Genomic DNA, 23,574 nt, shown 5'->3' on the forward strand with positions numbered 1-23,574 from the left:
GAAGGCGGTGCGGCCCAGCGACAGACGGTTCTCGCGCTGATAACGGGCCACCCACTGCAACTGGATGATCAGGTTGATGACAGTGATGATCAGGCTGACCTTCGCGTCCAGCACCAGCCCCTGCGTACCCATCGCCCAGCGCAGCGGCTGGGTCAGGAACGACAGCACGATGATGCCGCTGAGCCACGGTCCCAGGATGAAGTAGCTCAGGTCCAGGCGGGCCAGCACGGGAACGGGCCTGCGCCACAACTGCGCCAGATACGGCAGGCACTGCATGGTGCCCTGCGTCCAGCGGGCGCGCTGGCGCGAGAAACGGCGCAGATCAGGCAGGCCCTGCTGCGTGACCGCTTCCTCTAAAAAGACCAGTCGGTGGCGTGGGTTGACCAGCCGGGCCTCTACCGCGCTGCCAAAATCTTCGAGCAGCACGTCAGGCCACGGAGTCTGCCCGGCCTCGAACATAGCGGCCACATAGCTGGCGCGCATAAATTGCCCGTTGCCGCACAGGGCGGCGCTGTGCCACCACGAGCGCATCAGTTGAATGTGGCGGGTGATGAAGAATTCCAGGTCCTGCTGCTGCTCCAGCATGCGGCCCACCACGTTTTTCAGCCCCAGCTTGCCGGGGGACTGCCGGATTCGCACGCGGGCCTGCGCGGCCACCACGTCCGCGTGGGCCAGCACGCGCCGCGCCTCGGGCAGCAGACCAGGGGTCACGCGCCCGTCGGCGTCCACCACCACGAAAACCTGTTTTTGCAGGTCCGCGCTCGCTGAGCGCAGGTCCCGCAGCAACTGCGACACCGCCCAGTTCATGGCCTTGCCCTTGCCCTGGCGGGCCTCCGGCGCGCTGCGGCGCAGCAGGATCACGCCCGCGTCATTCCGCGTCAGCCGTTCCACCAGTTCCGCCGTGCGGTCATCGCTGCCGTCGTCGATCACGGCCACGCGGGCGTCGGGGGCCACCTCGCGCAGGTTGCGGACGGTGGCCTCAATCACCGCGTCCTCGTTCAGCGCGGGGACCACGAAGGTAAAACGCAATGCCTCGTCTGCCGGATACAGCCGCCGGGGCCGGGGCAGCGTGGCCGACAGCAGCATTTGCAGAAAGTACAGGCTCAGCATCAGCAGGCCCAGCAGATCGAGAATGGTCAGAAATCCATGCAGTGCGTCAGTCAAAAGCTCCCCCGGTGGCGTCAGGCGCTCGGCCCGGTTCACCCGACTTTGCAGTCTTCTTAACTATGCAACGTGGATTGTGGGCTTGAAAAGGGCCAAATGAGAAACAGCCCCCACGCCACTGGGCGTTCTCTCTTCAATCGAAGCTTTCGGGCAGGTAGATCTCGCGCCCCTGCGTGGTTTTTACATACGAACTGCGGCCCAGGTACACCGCCGCCTCGCCCGTGAACAGCCGCCGGTCATCGTAGAAGGTGGGATCGTGGCGGACCTCCAGCACCTCGCCCACGAACAGGTCATGGTCCCCGGTGGGCACGGTCTGGATCACCCGGCAGCGGTAGTACAGGTAAGCGTCGGCCAGGGCCAGTGGCGCGTCTGGCAGGGTTTGCAGGCCCAGGCGGGTCAGCTTGTCCTTTTGGGGCAGATCGTGGAGGGACAGCACACCCGTCCCCTGAATCGGCTTTGCATGCGAGGCGGGCAGGAAGTTGATCCCGAACGTGCCGCTCCCCGCCACCAGCCCATGCGTGGCCCGCTCCCTGCCGATCAGCACGCCGTACATCGGGGGCTGGGCGCTCAGGGCGGTGTGCCAGCCCGCCGCCATCACGTTGCGGACCCCGGCATGTTCAGCCGTGACCAGCGCTACCGTGCCGGGGTAATAGCCGAAAAACTGCGTGCCTGTCTCGCTGAGCATGGGGGCAGGATAGCGGGCGGGGTCAGGACGGAAGCCGCGCCAGTTCCCGTGCCGCCAGCCGCAGATAATACGGGACGAAATTGGGCCGCCAGCCGGGCAATGTGCCTTCCCAGTTGCGAAAGCGGGCGTCGTAGACCACAGCACGGTGTAAAAGGGCCAACGGAACTGCGCTGCTGAGCAAGGACGCGGCATCAACGCAGCCGAGCGCAGATAGGTAAGCCTCGATCAACCGTTTTTCGAGGTCTGGATATGCAGTTCTGATGGGCAACTCAACCCCCGCCGGATCAAAGGTAAACGCCAGGAACCATCCCATATCCATAAACGGGTGGGCGGCGCTGGCAGTCTCGGCCCAGTCGAACCAGACTGCGCCGCGCTGGCCGCTTAGGGCATTGCGGGGGTGGGCGTCGCCGTGCGCGGGTAGATCGGGCAGATTCAGGGCGGCAAGATCAGCGAAGGCCGTGCGAATGGCGGGTCTTGCCGCGCAAAGCGTTTCAAGGCAGCTCTCCTCCAAGCCCCAGGCGCGCAACGTGTTCAGATCGGCCAGAAACGAATCCACCCGTCCGGCCATTTCCAACAAGGGGAAGGCTGGGCAACCCAGAGCCGCCAGAGCATGAGCGTCCGCATTCTGCTGGAAATGGGCCAGCCTGCGTGCCGCTTCAGTCCAGGCGTCCAGCTCACTCACCATATCCAGCAATTTACCGCCAGAGAGGGTCAGCAAAGAATTGGAGGACGGGTCTACCCACAGCACAGGCGGCAGCAAGTCGGGCAACGTTTTGGAGAGATACTCAGTGACCGCTGCCTCGCGTGGCGAGTCACTGACTTTAAGGTAGACAGCACCCTTATCCGTTGCAGCCCACATGACGCATGCAAGATCGTTGACGTCCCCTACGGACAGGTCATCTAACTTTCTCAGTCCACTTGTTCCTAGCGTGCTGTCAAGCCGCTTTTGTGCTTGTGAAGGCCAGCTCGGAAGCTGCCAGGGACGGGCATTGGGAAGTGGCAACACCTCCATATCTACCCAGCACATTCCGTCTGGAATTTCCTCCGACAGAAGTTGCAGGCGTGGCTGCTCATGATGCCCCACAGAAAGACCACCACCATGCAGCAGCCACGCCACGAGATTCCAGTTAGCACGCATACCTTGTGCGATGCCTTGATCTTCTCGAAGCTCCAGCGCAGGCCACCCGTCCTCACACCGCAGCACCCGCCGCCCATCCGGGTGCCAGATGATCGGACGAACAGTCGTGGAAACAGCGGTCATATCAATCGCTGACCCCGTCCTACTTGCGCGCCAGTTCCAGTTGCCCGCTGTTCAGTTCGGTGCGCTCCCACTGCCCGGACTTACAGATGTCATGGTTCACGAAACCGGTGCCGCCCGCGCCGCTGTACTTGCTGACGTTGTAGAACGTGACCTGCACGCCGTAACGCTCGGTAAAGCCGCCGGAGCAGGCACTGCCGCCCCCCAGATTGGAGGTGGCGTTGAGCGTGACCGGGCTGGCCTTGTACACGCTGCGGGTGCCGGTCAGGGTGTAGCTATCGCCCGTCGCACGGCTCTTGACCGTGCCGGTGACTGCCAAGTCCTTTTCCACGATGGTGATGTCCAGAACGGCACTGTCGTTGTTCTGCCCCACCAGCCGCCCGGTCTAACTGCCGTTCACGTCGATGTCCGCGTCGTTGGGAATGGGCGAGAAGGCGTTGCAGGAGGCCAGGACGCAAACGCTCAGGCCAGCAGTCAGCACGGGCAGCAACAGTCGCATAGAGCATCATAAACACACTGGAGGGACGCACGGGGCGGACGCCTGCCCCATGCCCCGTATCCTGTGCCCCATGTCTTCCTCCCAGCCAAACATGCAGCCCACCGTGACCCGCATCGCCCCCAGTCCCACCGGGGACCCGCATGTGGGCACCGCCTACATCGGCCTGTTTAACTCTGTCCTGGCGCGGCAGGGCGGCGGCAAGTTCATCCTGCGGATCGAGGACACCGACCAGAACCGCTACGTGGCCGACAGCGAGAAGCGCATCTTTCAGATGATGCAGTGGCTGGGGCTGACCCCCGACGAGTCACCGTTGCAGGACGGCCCCAACGGTCCTTACCGCCAGTCCGAGCGCACCGAACTGTACGGCCAGCACGCCCAGCAACTGGTGGAAGGCGGCCACGCCTATTACGCCTTCGAGACGCCCGACGAACTGACCGAACTGCGCGAGAAGGCGCAGGCCAGCGGCACGGTGATCGCCGTTCCCAGCCGCGATCTGGACCCCGAACAGGCCGCGCGGCGGGTGGCAGCGGGCGATGCGGCGGTAGTGCGCCTGAAGGTGCCGCATGACGGCGAAACGGTGGTCAACGATCTGCTGCGCGATCCGATCCACTTCCAGAACGCCGAGATCGACGACAAGGTGCTGCTCAAGGCCGACGGTTACCCCACCTACCATCTGGCGAACGTGGTGGACGATCACCTGATGGGCGTCACCGACGTGGTGCGCGCCGAGGAATGGATCACCAGCACCCCCATTCACGTCCTGCTATACCGCGCTTTCGGCTGGGACGCGCCCCGATTCGCCCACATGCCGCTGCTGCGGAACGCCGACAAATCCAAGATCAGCAAGCGCAAGAACCCCACCAGCGTCGAGTGGTACATGGATCAGGGCTATCTGCCCGAAGCCATGCTGAATTTCCTGGCGACGATGGGCTGGACCCACCCGGACGGCACCGAAATCTTCGATCTGGACGAGTTTCAGCGCACCTTCAAGCTGGAAGACGTGACGCTGGGCGGCCCGGTCTTCGATCAGGACAAGCTGCGCTGGTACAACGGCAAGTATCTGCGCGAGGTGCTGAGCGAGGAAGAAGTGGTCAAGAGGTTGCACGACTACCTGCTGGCCCACAAATCCGAGCTACCGCTGGACGACTACTTCCGCGCCGTAACCCGGCTGCTGATTCCGCGTATCGAAGTGTTCAGCGATTTTCTGGACAAGACGGGCTACTACTGGTCCGAGGACTACCCGGTGAACGAGAAGGCCCAGAAAGCCATCGACAACGCGCGGGAGCTGCTGCCGGAGCTGGCTGGCCGCCTCAAGAACCTGCCGAGTTTCGATGCGGAGAGCATCAGCGCCATGTTCCACGCCTTCGCCGAGGAAAAGGGACTGAAACTGGGCAAGGTGATGCCCCCGGTGCGCGCCGCCGTCGCCGGAACGCTGGAAAGCCCGGACCTGCCACAGATGCTGGAAGCGTTGGGGCAGGAGCGCGTGGTGTCGCGGGTGGAACGCGCCGGGCGCTGAAGCGCTAGCAAACATCGAAATCAGCGGGGCGGGGAGCAGGTTTGCCCCGCCTCTTTTTCGTGTTGTTGCCGATCACCGTCGCCCTCGGGCAGAGACGAGGGGGAGAGGGCTTCATCCTACATTCATTCCTCGAACTGAATAGTTGACTCAAGAGAACTGTTTACCTAGAATACAGAAATGTCCTCTCCTCCTGTCTCTCCCCCACCACCTGCCCTGAGTACGGAACAGGTGGGCCGTTTCATGGGCGCGCTGTGGCGTTTTGGGCGCTCGTTCCGGCAGGAACTGGACGCGCTGCTGGTGGCGCAGGGCGAGCTGGATTCGCCGCGCTTCAACGTCTTGCAGGGCATTCGCAGCGGCCACAGCTATCCCAAAGCGCTGGCCGCCGCTCTGCACATGCCGCCCACGCTGCTCAGCCGCTATCTGGACCAGTTGTGCAAGCAGAACCTGATCGAGCGCCAGATCGACGCGGTGGACTCGCGCCGCATCCACCTGACCCTGACGCCAGCAGGCGAACAGTTGACGGCGACGGTGATCCAGTCCTTTCTCCTTCTGGCCGCCGAACGGCTGACCGACATTAACCCCAAGCAGTTAGAAGGGCTGACCACCCTGCTCGAACAGCTCGACGCCCCAAAAACTTCTCAACCCTCCCAGGAGAACGCATGACCCAGGCCACCCTTCAACCCTCTACTCAGCAATTCACCAAGCAGGAGCGGCAGATCACGCTGATCGGCCTGCTGGTGGTTTTTTTGCTGGCGGCGCTGAGCCAGACCATCGTCAGCACCGCCATGCCGCGCATCATCGAAGACCTCAAGGGGTTTAACCTCTACACCTGGGTCACCACCGCATACCTGCTGGCCAGCACAGTGATGGTGCCGATTTACGGCAAGCTCTCGGACCTGTACGGGCGCAAACCGATTCTGGTGTTCGGCATCGTGCTGTTCCTGTTCGGCTCGGCGTTGTCAGGACTGGCCGGAGAACCGTTCCTGGGCAATTTCCTGGGCGGCGGCATGAATCAGTTGATCGCCTTCCGCGCAGTGGCGGGGCTGGGCGGCGCGGCGCTGTTCACGATTGCCTTTACCATCCTGGCCGATATGTTTGAACCCGCCGAGCGCGCCAAATTCGGCGGCCTGTTCGGCGCGATCTTCGGCCTTGCCAGTGTGATCGGCCCCGCCGTGGGCGGCTTCCTCACCGACAATCTGAGCTGGCGCTGGGTCTTTTACGTCAACCTGCCGCTGGGCATCCTGGCGCTGTTTCTGATCATCGTCAAGATGCCCCGGCTGACGCACCGCATCGGCGGACGCATCGACTACTGGGGCGCGGCGCTGATCCTGCTGACCACCATTCCGCTGCTGCTGGCGCTGACCTGGGGCGGCACCACCTACCCGTGGGGCAGCACCCGCGTCCTGGGCCTGTTCGCGCTCAGCGCCGTCAGCCTGCTGGCCTTCATCTTCGTGGAGTCGCGCACGCCCGACGCGATCATTCCGCTGAATCTGTTCAAGAATAAGATGTTCAGCCTGGGCAATCTGGCGTCGTTCATCATGGGCATGGCCTTTTTGGGGGTCATCCTGTTCCTGCCACTGTTTATGCAGACGGTGCTGGGCGTCTCCCCCACCAAGAGCGGCTTTTCCATCCTGCCGCTGATGGGCGGCCTGATCCTGTCGAGCATCGTGGCCGGGCAGCTCGTGGCGCGCAGCGGGCAGTACAAACCGTGGATGATCGGCGGCAGTGTCGTGCTGATCGCCGGGATCTTTTTGCTTACTCAGATCACCGCAGAAACCACGCTGCTCGATCTGGGCTGGCGGATGTTCATCGTGGGGCTGGGGCTGGGGCCGTCGCAGAGCCTGTTTACCCTGGCGATCCAGAACGGCGTGTCCAAGGATCAACTGGGCATCGCCACCTCCAGCAGCCAGTTCTTCCGGCAGATCGGCTCCACCATCGGGGCCGCCGTGTTCGGCACACTGCTGCTGAACAACCTGCACACCGAGTTGCCGCGCGCCCTGCCCGCCATCCCCGGCGCGCAGATCGATACCCAGAACTTCGACATCGGCGCGCTGCGTTCCAGCGGCGGCGCGGACGGCCCCGCCGCGCAGATCAAGAAAGCCTACGACGCGCAGTACGTGCAGCTTGAACGCGCCCTGAACGGCGATGGGGCGGCGGCCCATGCCCTGACCAGCAATCCGCAGGTGCCGGATGAACTGAAAGTGCTGCTTCAGGACGGCGGCCTTCGGGCACAGGTTCGCCAGACTCTGGAAGCCCAGGCCAGCAATGTGGCTGCCCTGCTGAAGACCGGGGAGCCGGGCCGTCAGGCGCTGCTCAAAAGCGAGTTGCCCGCTGACCTCAAGGCACAGCTCCGCAACCTGCCCACTCAGGCGCTGAACACTCCGCAAGCCGCGCAGGCCACCGCCACGCAGGTTCGGCAGGGCATCCTGGCGCAGGAAGCCGCCGCCGTGACGCAGACCCGCCAGACCGTGCTGACCGAACTCAGGAGCAAGCTGGACGAGCAGGCCACCACGCTGGGCGAACAGGTCACCACCGGCCTCAAGAACGGCTTTACCGCCAGCATGACCCGCATGTTCGGCACCAGCCTGTGGTTCATCGTGGCGGGCTTTCTGGTGGTGCTGTTCATTCCAGTGATTCCCATGCTGGGGGCCACGAACGTCGCCAGGAAGAACTCGGCGGAGGGCAGTCCCACCGCCAGCGACTAAAATTCTCCGGTGATGGGCGGTCAGGCTGAGAAGGTCTGATCGCCTTTTCGTCTGGTCTTCTCTAGCGCACAGAGCGACAAGCGAGCGATCCTCCCCGCCATCCCGCCTCCCCGTATACTGGCCGGTACTGTGACTGGCTCTATAAACATTTCCGAGGCGGCGCTGGCCTCCCTGATCGGGCTGACGGCCCACGAGATTCCAGGGGTGGTGGGCATGGCCCCCGCCAACCTCAAGGAGGGCATCAGCCGCGTGCTGGGGCGGGCCAACGTCAGCGACGGTGTGGTGATCGGCAGGGAGAAGGGCAGCGACACCTACACCGCCGACCTGTACATCGTGGCGGCCTACGGCGTCAGCATTCCCACGGTGGCGCGCAATATCGTCGAGCGCGTGGAACACACCGTCAAAAATCTGGCCGGAATCGAGTTGAGCGCCACCCGCGTGCATGCGGTGGGGGTTCAGCGTGCCTGATTCCACCTCCAACCAGCACATCCAGACCCTGACCCCTGCCGATCTGGCCCGGATGCTGCGCTACGCCACTGACTGGCTGGGCGTGTACCGCGAGGAAGTCAACGCCCTGAACGTCTACCCAGTGCCCGACGGCGACACCGGCACCAACATGCACCTGACCATGCAGTCGGTGCGCCGCGAACTGGAGACCGCCGACACGAGCAGCATGGCCGGAGTCGCCCGCGCCATCAGCTACGGCGCGCTGCTGGGCGCACGCGGCAACAGCGGCGTGATCCTCTCGCAACTGCTCAAAGGCTTTGCAGAAGTCATTAAAGACAAGCAGGAAGTGGACGCCCCCACGCTGATCCGCGCCTTCGACGCCGCCCAGAAAAGCGGCTACGGCGCGGTGATGAAGCCCGTGGAAGGCACGATCCTGACCGTGGCGCGTGGCATTGCCGAGGGCGCACGCGGCGATACGGTGGACATGGTGCTGGAAAATGCACTGTTCAAGGGCCAGGAATTGCTGGATCAGACGCCGGAGATGCTGCCCGCGCTGAAGCAGGCGGGCGTGATCGACAGCGGCGGCCAGGGCTACCTGTACATCGTGGAGGGGATGCTGGCCGAATTGCGCGGCGACGAGTTGCCCGAAGCACCGGAAATCACCCAGTACGCCGCGCAGAGTTTCGAGAACGAGGAATTTGGCTTCTGCACCGAGTTCCTGATGTCCGAGGCCACCAAACCCATCGAGGAAATCCGCGAGCTGGTCAGCCCGTTTGGTGACAGCCTGCTGGTGGTGGGCGCGGAGGGCTATGTCAAGGGCCACATCCACACCAACGAGCCGGATGAACTGCTGGCAACGGTGGGCCGCTACGGCAAGATGCTGAAAACCAAAGTCGAGGACATGTCCGAGCAGCACACCGAGATTCTGGGCATGGCCGGGGCCACCGCCCGCGCCGAGGAGGAGTTGCCGCTGTCCGGTCTGGTGGCGGTTGCCAACGGCTACGGGCTGGTCAAGCTGTTCCGCAGCCTGGGCGCCCGCATCGTGTCTGGTGGGCAGACCGCCAATCCCAGCGTGCAGGACATCGTGGACGCCGTTCGTAGTGTCAGCGCCGAACGCGTGATCGTGCTGCCCAACAACAAGAACGTGCTGATGGCCGCCGAAAAGGCGATGGAACTGATGGAAGGCCGCGCCGTGGTGATCCCCACGCGCACGCTGGGGCAGGGCATGGGCGCGGCCCTCGCCTTCCAGCCCGATATTCCCGCCGACGAGCTGAAGGAGGCCATGACCGAGGCTTCCCAGGCCGTGACCACCTTTGAAGTCACCCGCGCCAGCCGCACCACCAACATCACCACCAAAAAGGGCGAAACGCTGGATATTGCCGAGGGCGACGTGATCGGGTTGCAGGACGACGAACTCGTTCAGGCCGGGGGCAGTCCCGAAGACAGCGTGCTGAAGATGCTGGGCGACGCCTACGCCGGACAGGAGATCATCACGGTGTTCGGTGGCCCGCAGAAATCGCAGGCCGATCTGGACGCGCTGGCTGAACGCATCGGCAAGCAGTTTGATGGGGCAGAAGTGGAAGCGCACGCGGGCGGGCCGGATCTGTACGACTATCTGGTGACTTTGGAATAACGCTCAGAGCATCGACAGGAGGTGGGTTCCCGCGATCAGCGCCGCGAAAGCGGGCAGGGCGGCCCACCTCTTTCCTGCCCCGCCCTGTCTGAATGCCAGCCCCGCAAAAATCAGCGCCAGCCCCAGTAATACGCCGAGGCTGGCCTTCCAAATGCTGATCCAGATCACGGGAAAACCGACGGCAATTAAAGAAGCGCCGGACGCGAACCAATTGGCCCAGACGAAGCGAAGGTACCAGCCGTCTGGCAGCGGCAGAGAGCAGAGTGGAACCAATGCCACCGTCAGCGCCGACAGCGCCAGCCAGCCCTGCCGCCGCCGTAGCGCCCAGAGCAGCAGAACGGGGCAACAAACCAGAGTCAGGATTCCGGCCCAGGGCGTCAGCATGGACCAAGAATAGACCCTGACCGTTCAGAGGCACTGACGGCGAGATTTTAAGAAGCCACCTATTTTTAGCGTGCTGACCGCAATTTTCCCGTATTGGCCCCACACTTTCACCCACGCAGACGGCCTCCCCAATTTTCCAGACTGTCCTGATCTACGCGGAACCGGGTCACCCATCCAGACTGGCAATTCCATGCTTCAGCGCGTACAGCGCCGCCTGCGTCCGGCTTTCCAACTCCAGCTTGCTCAGCAGGCGGGAGACATGCGTTTTGACGGTGGCCTCACTGACCCCCTGATCGGCAGCGATGTCGCGGTTGCTGTGGCCGCGCGCGATCAGTTGCAGCACGATGGTTTCCTTGGGGGTCAACGTCTCACGCATCTCGGCGCTGCGGAAGTCGCGGACCAGACGGCGGGCGGCCTCGGGGTGCAGCCGGACCTCTCCGCGTGCGGCGGCGTGGATGGCGTCGGCCAGCGTGTCGCTGGAGGCGTCCTTGAGCATGTAAGAGATCGCCCCGGCCTCGATTGCACCGTTGACCTTGTGTTCCTCCAACGTGCTGGTCAGGGCAATGACCTCGGTGTCGGGCAGGGCGCGGCGCAGCGCTTTGGTGGCCGTAATGCCGTCCATTACGGGCATCATCAGGTCCATGACCACCACGTCGGGAAGCAGGCGCTGCGCCTCGGCCAGGGCTTCCTCGCCGTTGCCGGCCTCGCCCACGACTTCAATGTTGGGATCGAGGCCCAGAAACAGGCGCAGGCCCTGGCGCACGACAGCGTGGTCATCGACGAGCAGAACGCGGACGGTGGGAGTGGACACGGCGGGGATGGACACGGCGGGAATAGACATGGGGGCCTCCTGGGGCTGTTCTAGGAAGAAAGTGGGTTCAGGGAGAAAGTGGTTCGAGGCTGAAGTTGTTCCCTGGCGCGTCGATAAACACGTCCAGATCGGGGGCACTGGCAGGCGGCGTGCTGGCGGGCAGACTGAGTGTTTCGCGGTCCGTGAAACGCACGCGCAGTTTGAGGCCAGGGGCGGCGCGCAACACCACATTGCCGCTCTGGGTGCGGATGTCCAGGTTGCCACGCGTGCCCGCCGGGGCCGTGACCGCCACATCACCACTGGCCGTGGTGACCGTGCCGCGTGAGAAGGCGGCGGGCAGCGTCAGTTTCACGTCGCCGCTGCCCGTCCCGGCCCCCAGCGTGCCCGTTCTGACCCCGGCCAGATCCAGCCTCAGATCGCCGCTGACCGTATTGACGCGCACAGCCTCGGGAGCCGCGCCGCCAGGAGCCATGACGGCAATATCACCAGAAGTGCTGACCAGCGCGAACGGCCCACCGGCCTGCGCCGGAAGCGTGACCACCTGATCGCCGCTGACACTGCGGACATTCAGCGCCCGCAGACGCAGGAATGAGAGGTCCAGCGCCTGATCCCCGCCCAGGGTGCGGGTGCTCAGGGTCAGCGGAATGCTGCGGCTGGCCTTCAGGTCGATGACGTGCTGCACGGGTTCGGGAGAGGCGACGGTGACGCCGGGGCGGTCCAGCGACTGCACCCGCAGGGTCAGCCCGAAGTCCAGTTGCCCCCCTTCCCGGCTGGCCCGGAGTTGCACCGGATTGCGGGCGCGGTGGGTCACCTGTCCGCCCACCACCAGCGCGCTCCCGGCAGGCAGCGGTCCCAGGTTGAGGTTGGTGCGGTCCCCATCGATCTTCAAAGTGGCCGTGCGCGCCAGATCGTTGGGACGGGGGCCGTCCAGCGCCACGCTGACCGGGGTGGTCTCGGCCCCCATGCCCGGCGTCGGCTTGACTGTCACGCCCTGCCACGCCAGCAGCGCCCCCGCTCCGGCCATGAGCAGACCCAGCGCCATGCGCGACAGCACCGGGGGCAGGGGCCGGGTGCCGGGGCTGACGGTCATGCCCCCACCTCTGCGGGTCTGGAGAGAATGGGTTGAGCGGCGGGAAGGCGCAGCGTGACGGCGGTTCCCTCGCCTGCCGCACTCCTGACTTCCAGCGTACCGCCCGCCCCTGCCGCCCGCTCGCGCATGCTGCGCTGCCCCAGCGTGCCGCGCCCGGCAGCCGTGGGGTCAAAGCCGCGCCCGTCGTCGCGGATACTGACAGTCACGGCGGGGCCGTCCTGAGAGACAGCCAGCCAGACGTTCTGCGCGCGGGCATGTTTGACGACGTTGTGCAGCGCCTCCTGGGCCACGCGGTAGGCGGCGGCCTGGGCGTCGGGAGTCAGCGACGGCTCGTGGTCCAGGCCGGCGTGAACCGTCAGGCCGTGGCGGGCCTCCAGCGCGTGGGCGTGCTGCGACAGCGCGGCCACCAGCCCGCCTTCCTCCAGCGCGTCCGGGCGCAGGCTGAACAGCAGGGCCTTCATCTCCGAGACGCCGCCGTCGGCCAGCCGGATGGTGTAGTCCAGGCTGGCGCGGGTGCGTTCTGGATCGCGGTCCAGCGTGGCGCGGGCGGTCTTCGCGCCCAGCGAGATGCCGTACAGCGCCTGGGCCACGCTGTCGTGCAACTCGCGGGCCAGCCGGGCACGTTCCTGCTCTCCGGCACGCGCCCCGGCCCGTTCGATCAGTTGCGCGGCGTGCTGCGCGGTCCCGGCGTGATCGGCGATGCTCAGGAGGAAGGCCAGTTCGTCCGCTCCGGGGCGCACGCCTGCGGGGTACAGGGCACGCAGGGTTCCTCCCTCCAGGGCACCCGCCGAGGCAGACAGCGTGACGGGCAGGGTGGCCAGCGCGCCGCCGCCCTGAACCAGCCGCACGTCCGCCTCGCCCTGGGACGGCGGGCGGTCCAGCGGGCCGGACAGCCCCGGCCCCTGCGGACCACTCAGGGCACGCAATGTGCCGTCCGGGGCAGTCAGGGCCACCGAGAGCGCCGTGCTGGCGGCCCGTGCCTGTTCGGTCAGATCGGCCAGGGTGGCCTCCAGATCGTCGCCCAGGGCCACCCGTCCGGCGGCGCGGCGCAGGGCCACCACCTCGCGGCGGGCGGCCTCATAGCCGGGGTCACGGGAGAGCAGGGCCACCGCCAGCCGGGTCCACATCCGGCCCATCAGGTTCAGCACGCCCGCCGAGATCAGCAGGCCCCCCAGCCCCAGCGCCACCAGACCGACAACGGCCAGCGGACTGGGCAGCAGCGTCTGCTCGCCCCAGACCACCGGGAACGTTTGCGGGTACAGCGGCCACAGCGGCGACAGCAGCCCCAGCAGCGTCAACGTCAGCAACACGGCCAGCACCGCCCAGCAGATCACGGCCAGCGGCAACTGCACCACATGGAACAGCAGCGTGCGGTACGTCATCGGGTCCGCGAGCGTGCCGCGCAGCCACGCCAGCGTTCCCCGGTGCGGGGGCGGCAGGGGCGGCGGCGCGAAGGTCACGCCCAGCACCCCCGCCAGCGCCCGCTGCACGTCGCCCAGGCCCCCCACCAGCCACAGCGAACCCAGCAAAAAGGCCGCGCCCACTAAAAAGGCCAGGGTCAGCAGGCCCCCCACCACGCCCCCCGTGATCAGGCCCGCCGTGAACGCGCCCATCGGCAGCGCCAGCAGGATGTACAGCGCCGCGCGGTAGGTGTGCGGGTCCAGCAAATCGGACAGCACGCCCCCGCGCCGCCTGTCCTGAATCAGTTCTGGCCTCATCCGCACCATCATGCGACGAAGGTACGGCGGGCGGGGTCAGGAAGGCGTCCGCCGAAAGGGGGAAGGAGAGTCAGAACCGCAGGAGCGTGCCGTCGGTGGCGGGGATAAAAACAGTTTACCGAAGGCTTCAGGGCAGCAGCAGACGCGGATTCCATTCCTCCTGCCCGCTGAACTTTACGCGCTGCTCGGGCTGCGGACCGCCGTCGCAGGGCGGAGTGGCCATCACCTTGCGGACCAGCGGCCACACGCTGGCCACCACACGGGCCGAGATGTCCTGCCCACTCACAGGGCCAAAAGCGCGGCTGTCCAGACTTCCGCCGGGGCTGCGGTTGTCGCCCATCACGAAATAGTGGTTGGGAGGCACCCTCACACTGGGCAAGTCTGTCTGGGACGGTGACGCCGCAACGCTGTTGGCGAGGGAGCTACCAGTGTCGGGGCAAAAGGCATTCCAGTACCTGTGCGTCCTCGCTTCGGGCAGCAGTTGGCCGTTCACGCTGACCTGCCCGGCGCGAATGCTGACCGTGTCGCCCGGCACGCCCACCACGCGCTTGACCAGATACGGGCGGTAACGCCAGGGCAGCGGCATTCCCCGGTAGTCGCCGCGCCACTCGTACTGCGCCTCGCGCGGCGGCTTGAACACCACGATGTCGCCCCGGTGATATTCACCCAGCCCCAGCCGGTGCGCCCAGCCCTCAGCCGTGGGCAGCAGCAGGCGTTCGCCGTGGCGCAGCGCGGGCATCATGCTGGCCCCGTCCACGCCCACCGAACTTGCGCCGAACTGCGTGAACAGCAGCGCGAAGACGACAGGGGCGGCCCAGTCACGCCACAGCCTCAGCAGCCGGGCTTTCATGGCCGGGCCTCCTGTCCCGTGGGCGCAGTATGGATCTCTCCCCGGACTGCATAGGCCGCCCCACCCAGCGCCAGTCCCACGAGAAACACGCGTAAAACCAGCCCCAGCGTGTACACCCGCGCCAGATTCAGGGCCAGCCCCCACTCCGAACCCTGCTGGCGCAGCGAGGCAGCCCAGGCATCGGCCTCGTCCAGACCCTCCAGACGGGCGTCCAGCATGGTCTGGTAGAGGTTGGCGTGCAGTTCAGACCGCACATTCTGACGGGTCTGGGGCGGCAACAGGCAGACGGCACGCTTCAGATAAACCTCAACCGCGCCGGGAGACTTCACCACAGGCTCCGCAGCGCCCGGTCAAAGGCGGCGTAGCCCTCGCGGCGGCGCAGCAGTTCAGCGCGGCCCGGTTCGGTCAGCAGGTAGGTCTTGACCGGCGGCCCACCACGCGCCGGCTGGGTCTGCGCTGCACTCAGAAATCCGGCCCGTTCCAGACGATGCAGGGCCGGATACAGGCTCCCGGCATTCAGTCTGATCTGCCCTTCGGTCAGCGCGTCCACCCGCTTGGCGATGTCCTGCCCGTAACCGCCTTCCCGCTCCAGCACGCTCAGCAGGATCAGATCGAGATTGCCCTTGAAAAGATTCACATCCATAGCTCTGGCCTCCATACCCACTATCAGTTTCCGATATCAGAATATGATAATGATGGGAAAAGGAAAGACCGCCCCATCTCGGAGGCGGCCTCTTTACCCAACGCTGCTCAGCACCCAGCGCTGCTCAGCCGGGAATCTTGATCTGGTCACCCACCTTGATCAGATCAGGGTTGCTGATGTTGTTGTAGTGGGCGATCTTCTTGTACTCGGCGGCGTTGCCGTAATACTTCTGGGCAATCGCGCCCAGGGTGTCGCCGGACTGCACGGTGTAGACGGTGTCCCCGGTCTCCTGATCCTTTTCCCTGGTCAGTTCCTTGGCACCCTCGGCCACGCGCAGGCCGCTGATGTCCACGCCCGACACGCCAGCCACCTCGCGGGCCAGCTTCTCGGCCAGACGCTGCTCGTGGTCACTGTCCACCACGCCGCGCAGGATCACGCTCTTGCCACTTTGCAGCACGTCGATGGGATCGTCTTTCAGCTCGCCGTTGTTGCGGATGGCCTGATGCACCGCCTTGGCAATCTTGCTGCGGTCCTCCATCTCCTTGATCTCCGCGTCCATGCTGGAGGCGGCGGCTGGCTTGGCGCTGGAGGTGGGGGCGATCTCGGTCTGCGCGCTGGCTGGGCCAGAAGACACGGTATTGGCCGAGGCGCTGGGGCCTGCGTCCTGTGGAGCTGCCGCCTGGGCCTGCTGGGGCGCTTCCTGAGCGATCAGGCCGCTGGTGTCCACCGACTTGACGCCGTTGATGCCCTCGGCCACCACCTTGACCACTGTTTCGTAGTGGCTGTTGGGAACCATCCCCGTCACGGTGACGTTGCCGCCCTTTTCCTGGACCTGCAAATCCAGATCCTTCAACATGGCTTGCTCTTTAAAGGCGTCTTGGACTCGGTCCCCTGTATTTTTTCCGAATGGCCACATGCCCGGAGCTTAGCGCAAGCCACAGTCTGGGCGTGAAAAAATCCACGTTCTTAAAGGAACGCTCAGGGTGTGGGCGTTCTGGATTCGTGTTGGCACCCCCAGAGTCTCAGCCGTCGCTGGGCGTGCGTTTCTTGGGCTTGCTGGCCGCAAACTTCGCCAGTTTGGCAATCAGGACAGGTGGCGTTCCGGTGAGCAGATCACGCGAGATGGGGCGACGCTTCGCAAAGCTGTCCACACGGTCAAGCATGGTGTCAAACACGTCACGGGGCATGTCCAGTGCGGGGGTCAGGCGCACGGTGCGCTTGCTGCTCAGACTCAGGTTGGCCATCACGCCGCTCTGGTGCAGCTCGCGCAGGGCCAGCAGGGCGGTGGCCTCGAAGACCAGTTCCTTCAACACGCCGGGCAACGGCACGCCCAGCATCGGCTGGAACTGCATGGCCAGCAGCAGACCCTGGCCGCGTACCTCTTGCAGCAGACGGGGATATTTGAGCTGGGTGGCCTGCAAGCGCTCCAGACCCACCCGGCCCAGTTCCAGGCTGCGGGCGGGCAGATCGTTCTCGATCAGGTATTCCAGCGACTTCAGGCCCACCGCCATCGACAGCGCGCCGCCGCCGAAGGTGTTGCTGTGGCGTTTGCTGCTCAGGCCGCCCAGCATTTTCTTGTAGATGTCGTGGCGGGCAATCGTCGCGCCCACTGCCGTCATACCGCCGCCCAGTGGCTTGGCGAGGGTGATGATGTCGGGGTCCAGCCCCTGCGCCGCCGACTCGAACCAGTGGCCGGTGCGCCCCAGCCCGGTCTGGATTTCATCCGCGATGACCACGATGCCGTGCTTGCGGCAGTATTCGCCCAGGCCGCTCAGAAAGCCGGGGGGCGGGATGTTGACGCCGCCCTCGCCCTGGATGGGTTCGACGATCACGCAGGTAATTTTATCGGGACCCACACGCCGGATCAGCGCCTTGAAGGCATCCAGATCGCCGTAGGGCACCGTTAACGCGCCCGGCACCAGCGGGCGGAAGATGTCCTGATACTCCGGGTTGGGCGTCAGGCTCAGGCTGCCCAGGGTTTTGCCGTGATAGGCGCTGCCAAACGAAATCTGAAATTTGGAGGTGGGGCGAAACGCCTTGGCGAATTTCAGCGCGCCCTCCACCGCCTCGGTGCCGCTGGAGCAGAAGAAGACCTGGGAGTCGGCGTGGCTGGGCAGTTCGCGGGCCAGCAGGCGGATCAGGTTGGCCTCCAGCGCCGCGCGCCACGGAGCGCTGGACTGCTGCGGCAGGCCCATCGAGCGGTTCAGGTCCAGAAATTGATGCAGAAATCCGGTCAGCACCGGGGGCATCTCGCCAAACGGCGTGGCGGCGTACCCGCTGGCGTTGATGCGGCGCACGCCATCCTCGTCTTCCAGTTCCCAGGGGGTCACGCGCGCGAACGGCCCGGCCACGCCCAGGATGCCCAGCCCGTACAGCAATTCCGCGTTGCCATATTCCAGCTCCAGTCGTCGGGTGTCCGGGGCGCTCAGGCGTTCGTGCAGCACATCGTCGGCGGAGATGAAACCGGGGGGCAGTTTTTGGGGCTGGTTTGAAGAGGGCGCAGACATGGGAGTCAGTGTAGACGGTGGGTGGACGCTGGACTTAACCGCTTCCCACTTCTCGCAGCAGCGCCGGAACCCCGCCCGGATAGGCAACGGCGTCCAGCCCATCGGCCCGCAGATACTTCGCCGCCAGCCCGGAGCGCACGCCCCGTTCGCAGATCACCAGCAGCGGCCCCGTCTGTGGGTTCAGGCCGTGTGCGCCGTCCTCGATCTGCTGCAACGAAACGGCAAGGACGGGCAACGCGGTCAGCTTTTCCAGCGGCTGGGCAAAGCGCAGTTCGGGGGGGCGCAGGTCGATCACGGTCACGCCTTCGGGCAGGGGCATGGGCGCAGAATAGGCCACAGCTTCTGGCAAGGGGCACATTCCGCCCGGAGGACTCGGTTATGCTGCTCCTTATGGAAGAAGTGACCCCACAGGAAGGACAGCAGCGCGTACAGAACGGCGCAATGCTCGTGGACGTGCGTGAGCAGAGCGAATACGACGAGGTTCACGCCCAGGGCGCGGCGCTGTTGCCCCTGAGTGAACTGGAAAGCCGCTTCTCGGAGCTGCCCAAGGACAAGGAACTGGTGATGATCTGCCGCAGCGGCGCACGCAGCAAGCAGGCGGGCGAGTACCTGATGCAAAGCGGCTATAGCAAGGTGGTCAACCTGAGCGGCGGCACGATGGCCTGGGCCGCAGCGGGCCTGCCCACCGAAGGAGAGTCAAGCTGATGGACGCAGAAACTGAACAGATCACTGCCGCCGCCTCCCCGGCGGGCGGCCTGCCCACGGAAGCCCAGGTGCGCGAGGCGCTGAAGATCGTCAAGGACCCCGAAATCCCGGTCAACGTGGTGGACCTGGGTCTGATCTACGGTGTGGACGTGCAGGAAGGCGGTCTGGTGGACATCACCATGACCCTGACCAGCGTGGGCTGCCCGGTGCAGGACCTTATCCGCGCCGACGCCGAGATGGCCGTGGCCCGCCTGGACGGCGTGACGGACGTGAATGTGGAATTCGTGTGGACGCCGCCGTGGGGACCGGACAAGATGACCGAGGACGGCAAGCGCCAGATGCGGATGTTTGGCTTCAACGTCTAATACGGATTCCGTTTGTTTCGTGCAGGAATCGGAACAGCGCCGATCCCTCCACTCCATGCCCGGAACCCATTTTTCTCCTGCTCGCTCCGCTCGGATTACGGGTGTTTTCGACACCCTCTAATCGGAGTCCGTATAAAAACTCAAACTTAAGAGAGGCGGCCTACAAGTAAGGCCGCCTCTCTTGCGCTTTCCCTGCTGTGCCGACTATCGGCGGGCAATCCCCAGGATATTTAGGAACTGCACCAGGGCCATCGCAAATCCGGCCACGTAGGTCAGGGCGGCGGCGGTCAGCACGTTCTTCGCGCCGTCCTGGCCTTCCACCGTGCCGTTCAGGCCCCGGCTGTCCAGGTAGACCAGCGCCCGGCGGCTGGCGTCGAACTCCACCGGCAGCGTGACCACATGAAAGATCAGCGCCGCGCCGAACAGAATCACGCCCAGCCACAGCAGGCCCGACAGCTTCAGGAAGATGCCCGCCAGCAGCAGCCACGGGGCCAGATTCATGCCCAGGCTGAGCGGCACAGCCATCTTGCCGCGCAGCACCAGCGCGGGCATCCGCACCTTGTCCTGCATGGCGTGGCCGACCTCGTGGGCGGCCACAGCCATCGCACCGACGCTGGCAACGCCGAAAACACTCTCGCTGAGGTTGACGGTCTTCTTGCCAGGATCGTAGTGATCGGTCAGGTTGCCGGGAACGGCGATGATCTTCACGTCATGCAGGCCGCCGTCGTCCAGCATCATGCGGGCCACGTCCGCGCCGGTCAGGCCACGGGCATTGCGGACCTGTCCCCACTTTTTGTAGGTGCGGCTCAGGTAACCCTGAATCAGCAGGGACGCCACGAACACGATGATAATCGGGATGGTGTAGGGGCCAAGAAACATAGGGGAACTTCCTCCGGGAAGTGGGGCGCGGCCCTGAAACGGGTCCGGCCAGTGGTTAGAAGAGAGACAGCACAAAAGCTTCAGTCAGAGCTTTCGCTGCCTAAATCTTAGCGTACCCCACTCAGGTTTTATGAGAGGAGGTTGACGCCGAATTTACGTGGGTTATACGGATTCCGTTTGTTTCGTGCAGGAATCGGAACAGCGCCGATCCCTCCACTCCACGCCCGGAACCCGTTTTTCTCCCTCTCGCTCCGCTCGGATTTTCAGGTGTTTTCAACACCTTCTAATCGGAGTCCGTATTAGTCCCTACTTTGCCCCAGAGACGGGCAGTGGAACCGCCAGAGGTTGCGCCAGCACACTGAATTTCAGTGCGGTGCGTTCCTCGTGCTGCACGTCCAGCTTGACGAATTCCGGCTGGGCGCACAGGTCCAGACCGTCGTTCACCAGATAGCCGCGCGCAATCGCCAGCGCCTTGACCGTCTGGTTGACGGCGGCGGGGCCGATGGCCTGAATTTCCACGCTGCCCTGGGACCGCAGCAGGGCAGCAATGGCTCCGGCGATGGCGTTGGGGCGGGAAGTGGCAGAGACGCGCAGGGTTTCCAAGGCTGGGGTTCCTCCAGGAACTGAATCGCCCCGAGTCTAGGCGACGGCGGTCCAGTGGGCAATTCCCCCAGCGGGTGCCTCCTGTGGTGGCCTGAGCGCCTCCGCCTTTGGAGGGACGCCGGAGCAGGGGGCGGGCAGGTAGCGTGAAGCCCAACTGACAGGAGGTTTCAACCGTGGAAGAAGTTCTGGTTCCCCTATTTTTCTTTGGCAGCCTGTTTGCCTTTCCGCTGCTGCGCCGCCAGATGATCCACCGCCACCGGCTGGAGCTTCTGCGTCTGGATGTCCTGGAGACCACTGCGCCCGACACTTCAACCACGGCTCCCGACAGCGCCGCCGAACTGGCCCTGCGCCTGCCCGAACCGCACCGCCTGTACGCGCTGGCGCTGCTGTGCCGCCTTCAGGACACGCCAGCCGAGGAACTGGACGCCCACAGCGCCTATCTGATCCGGCAGGCCCGCAACGAGTACCTGCCCACCACCCTGCGCGCCTACCTGAACCTGACCCCCGCCGCCCGCACCCGCCTGAACGAGCGCGGCCAGGACGCCGAAGAACTGCTGCGCGAACAGTTGGAACTGATCAGCGGCGGTGTGGCCGGGGCGCTGGGACACCACCACGCCTCCGTAGACCGGATGCTGACGCAGGGGCATTTTTTAGGCGAACGCTTTGAGGCTTCGGCTGTACGGGTGCGAACTTAAGCTGTTGTGTCTGGCCCCGCCCGCCCGCCTACGGCAGCACTGATTTCGCCGACAGACGCCATGATGTCCAGATTGCCCGGACAGGTATTGGACTCGCCAAACGTGACATCTGGTCTTCCAGCCCGCCGTAGAGGGTGGAAGGCGCACTTCTGTCAAATCTAGCCGGGCTGTTGTGAAGATGAACATTTGATGTAGAGTGAGACCACAAGCCGCAACGCAGTGACCAGGGGAGCCGAAATAGGGGGCTGATCCTTCGTCGGGGCACGTTTGTGGTTGTGTTTAGCCGAAACTCGTCGTCTTTTCGTCTTTCTTAATTACAGTCTGGTTTCTAGACAGGAGAATCCGTGAAATATATCCGTATTCTGGCCCTTCCATTGACGTTGTCGCTGCTTCTCGCCGCTTGCAGTGAGCAGAATTCGCCTGTTGTTAAGGGGCCTGAACAACCGTCCGTCATCACCGAGCCAACCACCCCACCCGTCGTCACCGAGCCAGTCAAGACCGTGGCCACAAGCGACCTGCGGATCAGCGAGATCAGCACCAGCTATTTCAGCGACTCTGCCGCGTGGATGGAGGTCTACAACGGCACGGGCAAGGCGATCAACCTGAAGGACTATCAGGTGCGGGCGTACAGCAGCCAGCGGGTGGCCCCCTACGACGACGAACTCAAACCCCGCAGTTACCCGCTGCCGGACCTGATGATCGAACCGGGCGAGTACATCCTGATCGGCGGTCAGGGCGTCTCCACATTTGCCGACAACATTTCCAAGGAAGCCAAGCAGATCTATGTCCACGACGGCGACTGGATTCCCAACTGGTACGACAGCGGCTTCGTGGAACTGACCAGCCAGGGCGCGACGGTGGACATGGTGCGCTTCGGCGACAACACCGCCCAGCCGCTGACCCCAGGGGCTTGGAAGGGGGCCAATGCCCTGCCGCTCCAGATCGGGGAGAACAGGTATGGAAGGGCGCTGAGCCGCGCGCTGAACCTGACCGACACTGACACTGCCTCCGACTGGACGGCGAACGCCTGGCTGACGCCCTTCGGACCCAATAACATCGCGCCGCTGGCCGCCGACCTCGATCTGGACGGTATGCCGGACATGGCCGAAGCGCCGGGCATGAAGTACGGGGCGCTGGATGTCTACGCGCTGGGCGCGCGGGCGGGCGTGCGCGACCTGTTTCTGGAAATTGACTACATGCCCTCCCAGGATCAGGCCACCACGCCCCTTGAGGCAGCGCTGGACAAACTGGTCAAGGTGTTTGCCGCCCGCAACATTGCAGTGCATATCGATACCGGCACCCTGTACGGGAACAAATACAACCTTGGCGGCGGCAACGCAGTCGCGTTTCAGGCGTGTACGACGATCGAACCTACGAAGGAACAGGCCGCTGGCGGCTGCTCTGAAATCTACAGCATCAAGGCCAAGAACCAGAGCGCGCTGCGGCGCAACCTGTTTCACTATGTCCTGTTTGCCAACAGCCAGCAGGCAGACGGCAAGGCGGGCAGCAGCGGGTACGCCGAGATCAACGGCAACGACCTGATCGTGACGCTGGGGGACTTTGGCTTCGACGGCCTTGCCCTCGATGATCTGAGCCTCAACCGCCGGAACCTGCTGGTGAACTTTCAGGCCGGGACCCTGATGCACGAACTTGGACACAACCTGGGGCTGCGGCATGGCGGCTTTGAGAACGGCCCGAACTACAAGCCCAATTACCTCAGCATCATGAATTACGCCTACCAGCTCAACGGGCTACCGCAGACTTTTAACCAGAAGGGCGCAGAGCTGCCGTGGGCTTACAACGCCGGGAAGGTGACCCGCGAAAAGCTGGGGGTATTCAACCGCTGTGACCTGCCGGGCGGGCCATGCTCGGACAACTTCAAGATGGACTACTCGGACGGCTCCAGCGCTGTCCTGAACGAGAATGCACTGGACGAGCGCGGCGGGCTGGGGCGCGGGGCCTTTGATATCGATTGGAATTTCGACGGCGTGATCGACGCCAAGCCGGTGAAGTTCGACGTCACGTTCGACAGGGACAACAGCGGGAATCCCAAGCCGGTCTACACCGCCCCGCTCCGCGATTGGGACGACTGGGGCAACCTGACCCTGTCCTTTACCCGCTACTGGAGCGGCAACAACAACGGCGTCACAACCCTGAACGCCACCCGGCCCACCTCGGCCCCGACAGCGCAACAGATGCATGACGATCACGCCGACGAGGTGGCCGTGCCGCTGTTCGACGCCCTCCAGAGTGACCGCCAGCAGACCGCCGCCGAGCAGGCGCCCTCGGCAGAGTTGCTGGACTTCCTGCGGACGGTGCGCTGAAATTTTTTAAAGACTGACCTGTTGACCCCCGCGAGAAGTGGGGGTCAATTGCTGCTTGTGGGGGCGGCTGGCCGACGAATCCTACGGGTTCCG

Annotated in this window: 25 protein-coding genes; 9 read left to right on the forward strand and 16 right to left on the reverse strand. The window is 64.7% G+C overall.

The features are described from left to right. From BOO71_RS22030 to BOO71_RS22045, 4 genes are all read right to left on the reverse strand, one after another. The coding region (locus BOO71_RS22030; RefSeq protein ID WP_254843260.1) for a glycosyltransferase at positions 1-1,164 on the reverse strand (1,164 nt) is incomplete at its 3' end. Positions 1,165-1,297: 133 nt separating this feature from the next. Further along, positions 1,298-1,849: a flavin reductase family protein gene (locus tag BOO71_RS22035; RefSeq protein ID WP_075836124.1), complete on the reverse strand. Its 552-nt coding sequence runs from the start codon at positions 1,847-1,849 to the stop codon at positions 1,298-1,300. Between the two features lie 22 nt (positions 1,850-1,871). Continuing rightward, positions 1,872-3,110, reverse strand: coding sequence for a phosphotransferase (locus BOO71_RS22040; RefSeq protein ID WP_139323117.1), 1,239 nt, complete (start codon positions 3,108-3,110; stop codon positions 1,872-1,874). Positions 3,111-3,129: 19 nt separating this feature from the next. Next, positions 3,130-3,480: a hypothetical protein gene (locus tag BOO71_RS22045; protein WP_075836128.1), complete on the reverse strand. Its 351-nt coding sequence runs from the start codon at positions 3,478-3,480 to the stop codon at positions 3,130-3,132. Between the two features lie 196 nt (positions 3,481-3,676). Here BOO71_RS22045 and gltX point away from each other — a divergent pair, with 196 nt between their 5' ends. From gltX to BOO71_RS22070, 5 genes are all read left to right on the forward strand, one after another. Then, a complete protein-coding gene (gene gltX, locus BOO71_RS22050; protein ID WP_075836221.1) occupies positions 3,677-5,122 on the forward strand; it encodes a glutamate--tRNA ligase in 1,446 nt (481 codons plus the stop codon). A 177-nt stretch (positions 5,123-5,299) separates the two neighbouring features. Beyond that, positions 5,300-5,785 carry a MarR family winged helix-turn-helix transcriptional regulator gene (locus BOO71_RS22055; protein WP_075836130.1) on the forward strand — a complete coding sequence of 162 codons (486 nt, stop codon included), beginning with the start codon at positions 5,300-5,302 and terminating at the stop codon, positions 5,783-5,785. Continuing rightward, complete coding sequence (locus BOO71_RS22060) at positions 5,782-7,827, forward strand: MDR family MFS transporter (RefSeq protein WP_075836133.1); 2,046 nt, start codon at positions 5,782-5,784, stop codon at positions 7,825-7,827. The genes BOO71_RS22055 and BOO71_RS22060 overlap by 4 nt, the downstream gene beginning before the upstream one ends. A gap of 129 nt (positions 7,828-7,956) precedes the next feature. Continuing rightward, positions 7,957-8,295 (forward strand): Asp23/Gls24 family envelope stress response protein, encoded by a 339-nt coding sequence (locus tag BOO71_RS22065; protein WP_075836135.1) that lies wholly within the window; start codon positions 7,957-7,959, stop codon positions 8,293-8,295. A gap of 52 nt (positions 8,296-8,347) precedes the next feature. Continuing rightward, complete coding sequence (locus BOO71_RS22070; RefSeq protein ID WP_075836223.1) at positions 8,348-9,907, forward strand: DAK2 domain-containing protein; 1,560 nt, start codon at positions 8,348-8,350, stop codon at positions 9,905-9,907. A 3-nt stretch (positions 9,908-9,910) separates the two neighbouring features. Here BOO71_RS22070 and BOO71_RS22075 read toward each other — a convergent pair whose 3' ends face one another. The 10 genes from BOO71_RS22075 to BOO71_RS22120 all read right to left on the reverse strand — a co-directional run bounded on the left by BOO71_RS22075 (position 9,911) and on the right by BOO71_RS22120 (position 18,229). Further along, complete coding sequence (locus tag BOO71_RS22075) at positions 9,911-10,291, reverse strand: hypothetical protein (RefSeq protein WP_075836136.1); 381 nt, start codon at positions 10,289-10,291, stop codon at positions 9,911-9,913. A 166-nt stretch (positions 10,292-10,457) separates the two neighbouring features. Continuing rightward, complete coding sequence (locus BOO71_RS22080) at positions 10,458-11,132, reverse strand: response regulator (protein WP_075836138.1); 675 nt, start codon at positions 11,130-11,132, stop codon at positions 10,458-10,460. A 37-nt stretch (positions 11,133-11,169) separates the two neighbouring features. Further along, entirely contained in the window at positions 11,170-12,192 is a 1,023-nt protein-coding gene (locus tag BOO71_RS22085; RefSeq protein WP_075836140.1) for a DUF4097 family beta strand repeat-containing protein, read from the reverse strand. Further along, a complete protein-coding gene (locus BOO71_RS22090) occupies positions 12,189-13,922 on the reverse strand; it encodes a sensor histidine kinase (protein WP_075836142.1) in 1,734 nt (577 codons plus the stop codon). Before BOO71_RS22090 ends, BOO71_RS22085 begins: the two co-directional genes overlap by 4 nt. A 115-nt stretch (positions 13,923-14,037) precedes the next feature. Then, positions 14,038-14,760 (reverse strand): signal peptidase I, encoded by a 723-nt coding sequence (gene lepB / locus BOO71_RS22095; RefSeq protein WP_075836144.1) that lies wholly within the window; start codon positions 14,758-14,760, stop codon positions 14,038-14,040. Next, positions 14,757-15,089, reverse strand: a complete 333-nt coding sequence (locus BOO71_RS22100; RefSeq protein WP_175607507.1) for a hypothetical protein — start codon at positions 15,087-15,089, stop codon at positions 14,757-14,759. Before BOO71_RS22100 ends, lepB begins: the two co-directional genes overlap by 4 nt. Beyond that, positions 15,086-15,403: a PadR family transcriptional regulator gene (locus BOO71_RS22105; RefSeq protein ID WP_075836148.1), complete on the reverse strand. Its 318-nt coding sequence runs from the start codon at positions 15,401-15,403 to the stop codon at positions 15,086-15,088. Before BOO71_RS22105 ends, BOO71_RS22100 begins: the two co-directional genes overlap by 4 nt. Before the next feature lie 124 nt (positions 15,404-15,527). Continuing rightward, positions 15,528-16,259 (reverse strand): BON domain-containing protein, encoded by a 732-nt coding sequence (locus tag BOO71_RS22110; protein WP_439823037.1) that lies wholly within the window; start codon positions 16,257-16,259, stop codon positions 15,528-15,530. A gap of 166 nt (positions 16,260-16,425) precedes the next feature. Beyond that, positions 16,426-17,910 carry an aspartate aminotransferase family protein gene (locus BOO71_RS22115; protein ID WP_075836152.1) on the reverse strand — a complete coding sequence of 495 codons (1,485 nt, stop codon included), beginning with the start codon at positions 17,908-17,910 and terminating at the stop codon, positions 16,426-16,428. Between the two features lie 34 nt (positions 17,911-17,944). Continuing rightward, on the reverse strand, positions 17,945-18,229 hold the full coding sequence (locus BOO71_RS22120; protein WP_075836225.1) for a rhodanese-like domain-containing protein: 285 nt from the start codon (positions 18,227-18,229) through the stop codon (positions 17,945-17,947). 71 nt (positions 18,230-18,300) lie between these two features. On the opposite strand from BOO71_RS22120, the gene BOO71_RS22125 reads away from it, so the two are divergent. Both BOO71_RS22125 and BOO71_RS22130 read left to right on the forward strand, forming a co-directional pair. After that, on the forward strand, positions 18,301-18,615 hold the full coding sequence (locus tag BOO71_RS22125; protein ID WP_083653741.1) for a rhodanese-like domain-containing protein: 315 nt from the start codon (positions 18,301-18,303) through the stop codon (positions 18,613-18,615). Then, positions 18,615-18,980, forward strand: a complete 366-nt coding sequence (locus BOO71_RS22130; protein WP_075836156.1) for a metal-sulfur cluster assembly factor — start codon at positions 18,615-18,617, stop codon at positions 18,978-18,980. Before BOO71_RS22125 ends, BOO71_RS22130 begins: the two co-directional genes overlap by 1 nt. A 204-nt stretch (positions 18,981-19,184) precedes the next feature. Here BOO71_RS22130 and BOO71_RS22135 read toward each other — a convergent pair whose 3' ends face one another. Both BOO71_RS22135 and BOO71_RS22140 read right to left on the reverse strand, forming a co-directional pair. Further along, on the reverse strand, positions 19,185-19,859 hold the full coding sequence (locus BOO71_RS22135) for a zinc metallopeptidase (protein ID WP_075836158.1): 675 nt from the start codon (positions 19,857-19,859) through the stop codon (positions 19,185-19,187). Between the two features lie 306 nt (positions 19,860-20,165). After that, positions 20,166-20,462, reverse strand: a complete 297-nt coding sequence (locus tag BOO71_RS22140; RefSeq protein WP_075836160.1) for a stage V sporulation protein S — start codon at positions 20,460-20,462, stop codon at positions 20,166-20,168. Positions 20,463-20,635: 173 nt separating this feature from the next. On the opposite strand from BOO71_RS22140, the gene BOO71_RS22145 reads away from it, so the two are divergent. Next, positions 20,636-21,157: a hypothetical protein gene (locus BOO71_RS22145; RefSeq protein ID WP_075836162.1), complete on the forward strand. Its 522-nt coding sequence runs from the start codon at positions 20,636-20,638 to the stop codon at positions 21,155-21,157. Positions 21,158-21,501: 344 nt separating this feature from the next. Further along, complete coding sequence (locus BOO71_RS22150) at positions 21,502-23,481, forward strand: hypothetical protein (protein ID WP_075836164.1); 1,980 nt, start codon at positions 21,502-21,504, stop codon at positions 23,479-23,481. The last annotated feature ends 93 nt before the right edge of the window (positions 23,482-23,574 follow it).

It is taken from the genome of Deinococcus marmoris, from assembly GCF_001949125.1.
GTDB lineage: Bacteria > Deinococcota > Deinococci > Deinococcales > Deinococcaceae > Deinococcus > Deinococcus marmoris_A.

What these genes read in the sequence shown, in the direction of transcription:
- BOO71_RS22035 (WP_075836124.1), bottom strand. Translation starts at nt 1,849, where the DNA reads ATGCTCAGCGAGACAGGCACGCAGTTTTTCGGCTATTACCCCGGCACG.
- BOO71_RS22075 (WP_075836136.1), bottom strand. Translation starts at nt 10,291, where the DNA reads ATGCTGACGCCCTGGGCCGGAATCCTGACTCTGGTTTGTTGCCCCGTT.
- BOO71_RS22070 (WP_075836223.1), top strand. Translation starts at nt 8,348, where the DNA reads ATGCTGCGCTACGCCACTGACTGGCTGGGCGTGTACCGCGAGGAAGTC.
- BOO71_RS22110 (WP_439823037.1), bottom strand. Translation starts at nt 16,259, where the DNA reads ATGTTGAAGGATCTGGATTTGCAGGTCCAGGAAAAGGGCGGCAACGTC.
- BOO71_RS22055 (WP_075836130.1), top strand. Translation starts at nt 5,300, where the DNA reads ATGTCCTCTCCTCCTGTCTCTCCCCCACCACCTGCCCTGAGTACGGAA.
- BOO71_RS22135 (WP_075836158.1), bottom strand. Translation starts at nt 19,859, where the DNA reads ATGTTTCTTGGCCCCTACACCATCCCGATTATCATCGTGTTCGTGGCG.
- lepB (WP_075836144.1), bottom strand. Translation starts at nt 14,760, where the DNA reads ATGAAAGCCCGGCTGCTGAGGCTGTGGCGTGACTGGGCCGCCCCTGTC.
- BOO71_RS22130 (WP_075836156.1), top strand. Translation starts at nt 18,615, where the DNA reads ATGGACGCAGAAACTGAACAGATCACTGCCGCCGCCTCCCCGGCGGGC.
- BOO71_RS22115 (WP_075836152.1), bottom strand. Translation starts at nt 17,910, where the DNA reads ATGTCTGCGCCCTCTTCAAACCAGCCCCAAAAACTGCCCCCCGGTTTC.
- BOO71_RS22125 (WP_083653741.1), top strand. Translation starts at nt 18,301, where the DNA reads ATGGAAGAAGTGACCCCACAGGAAGGACAGCAGCGCGTACAGAACGGC.
- BOO71_RS22080 (WP_075836138.1), bottom strand. Translation starts at nt 11,132, where the DNA reads ATGTCTATTCCCGCCGTGTCCATCCCCGCCGTGTCCACTCCCACCGTC.
- BOO71_RS22085 (WP_075836140.1), bottom strand. Translation starts at nt 12,192, where the DNA reads ATGACCGTCAGCCCCGGCACCCGGCCCCTGCCCCCGGTGCTGTCGCGC.
- BOO71_RS22090 (WP_075836142.1), bottom strand. Translation starts at nt 13,922, where the DNA reads ATGATGGTGCGGATGAGGCCAGAACTGATTCAGGACAGGCGGCGCGGG.
- BOO71_RS22120 (WP_075836225.1), bottom strand. Translation starts at nt 18,229, where the DNA reads ATGCCCCTGCCCGAAGGCGTGACCGTGATCGACCTGCGCCCCCCCGAA.
- BOO71_RS22040 (WP_139323117.1), bottom strand. Translation starts at nt 3,110, where the DNA reads ATGACCGCTGTTTCCACGACTGTTCGTCCGATCATCTGGCACCCGGAT.
- BOO71_RS22060 (WP_075836133.1), top strand. Translation starts at nt 5,782, where the DNA reads ATGACCCAGGCCACCCTTCAACCCTCTACTCAGCAATTCACCAAGCAG.
- BOO71_RS22105 (WP_075836148.1), bottom strand. Translation starts at nt 15,403, where the DNA reads ATGGATGTGAATCTTTTCAAGGGCAATCTCGATCTGATCCTGCTGAGC.
- gltX (WP_075836221.1), top strand. Translation starts at nt 3,677, where the DNA reads ATGTCTTCCTCCCAGCCAAACATGCAGCCCACCGTGACCCGCATCGCC.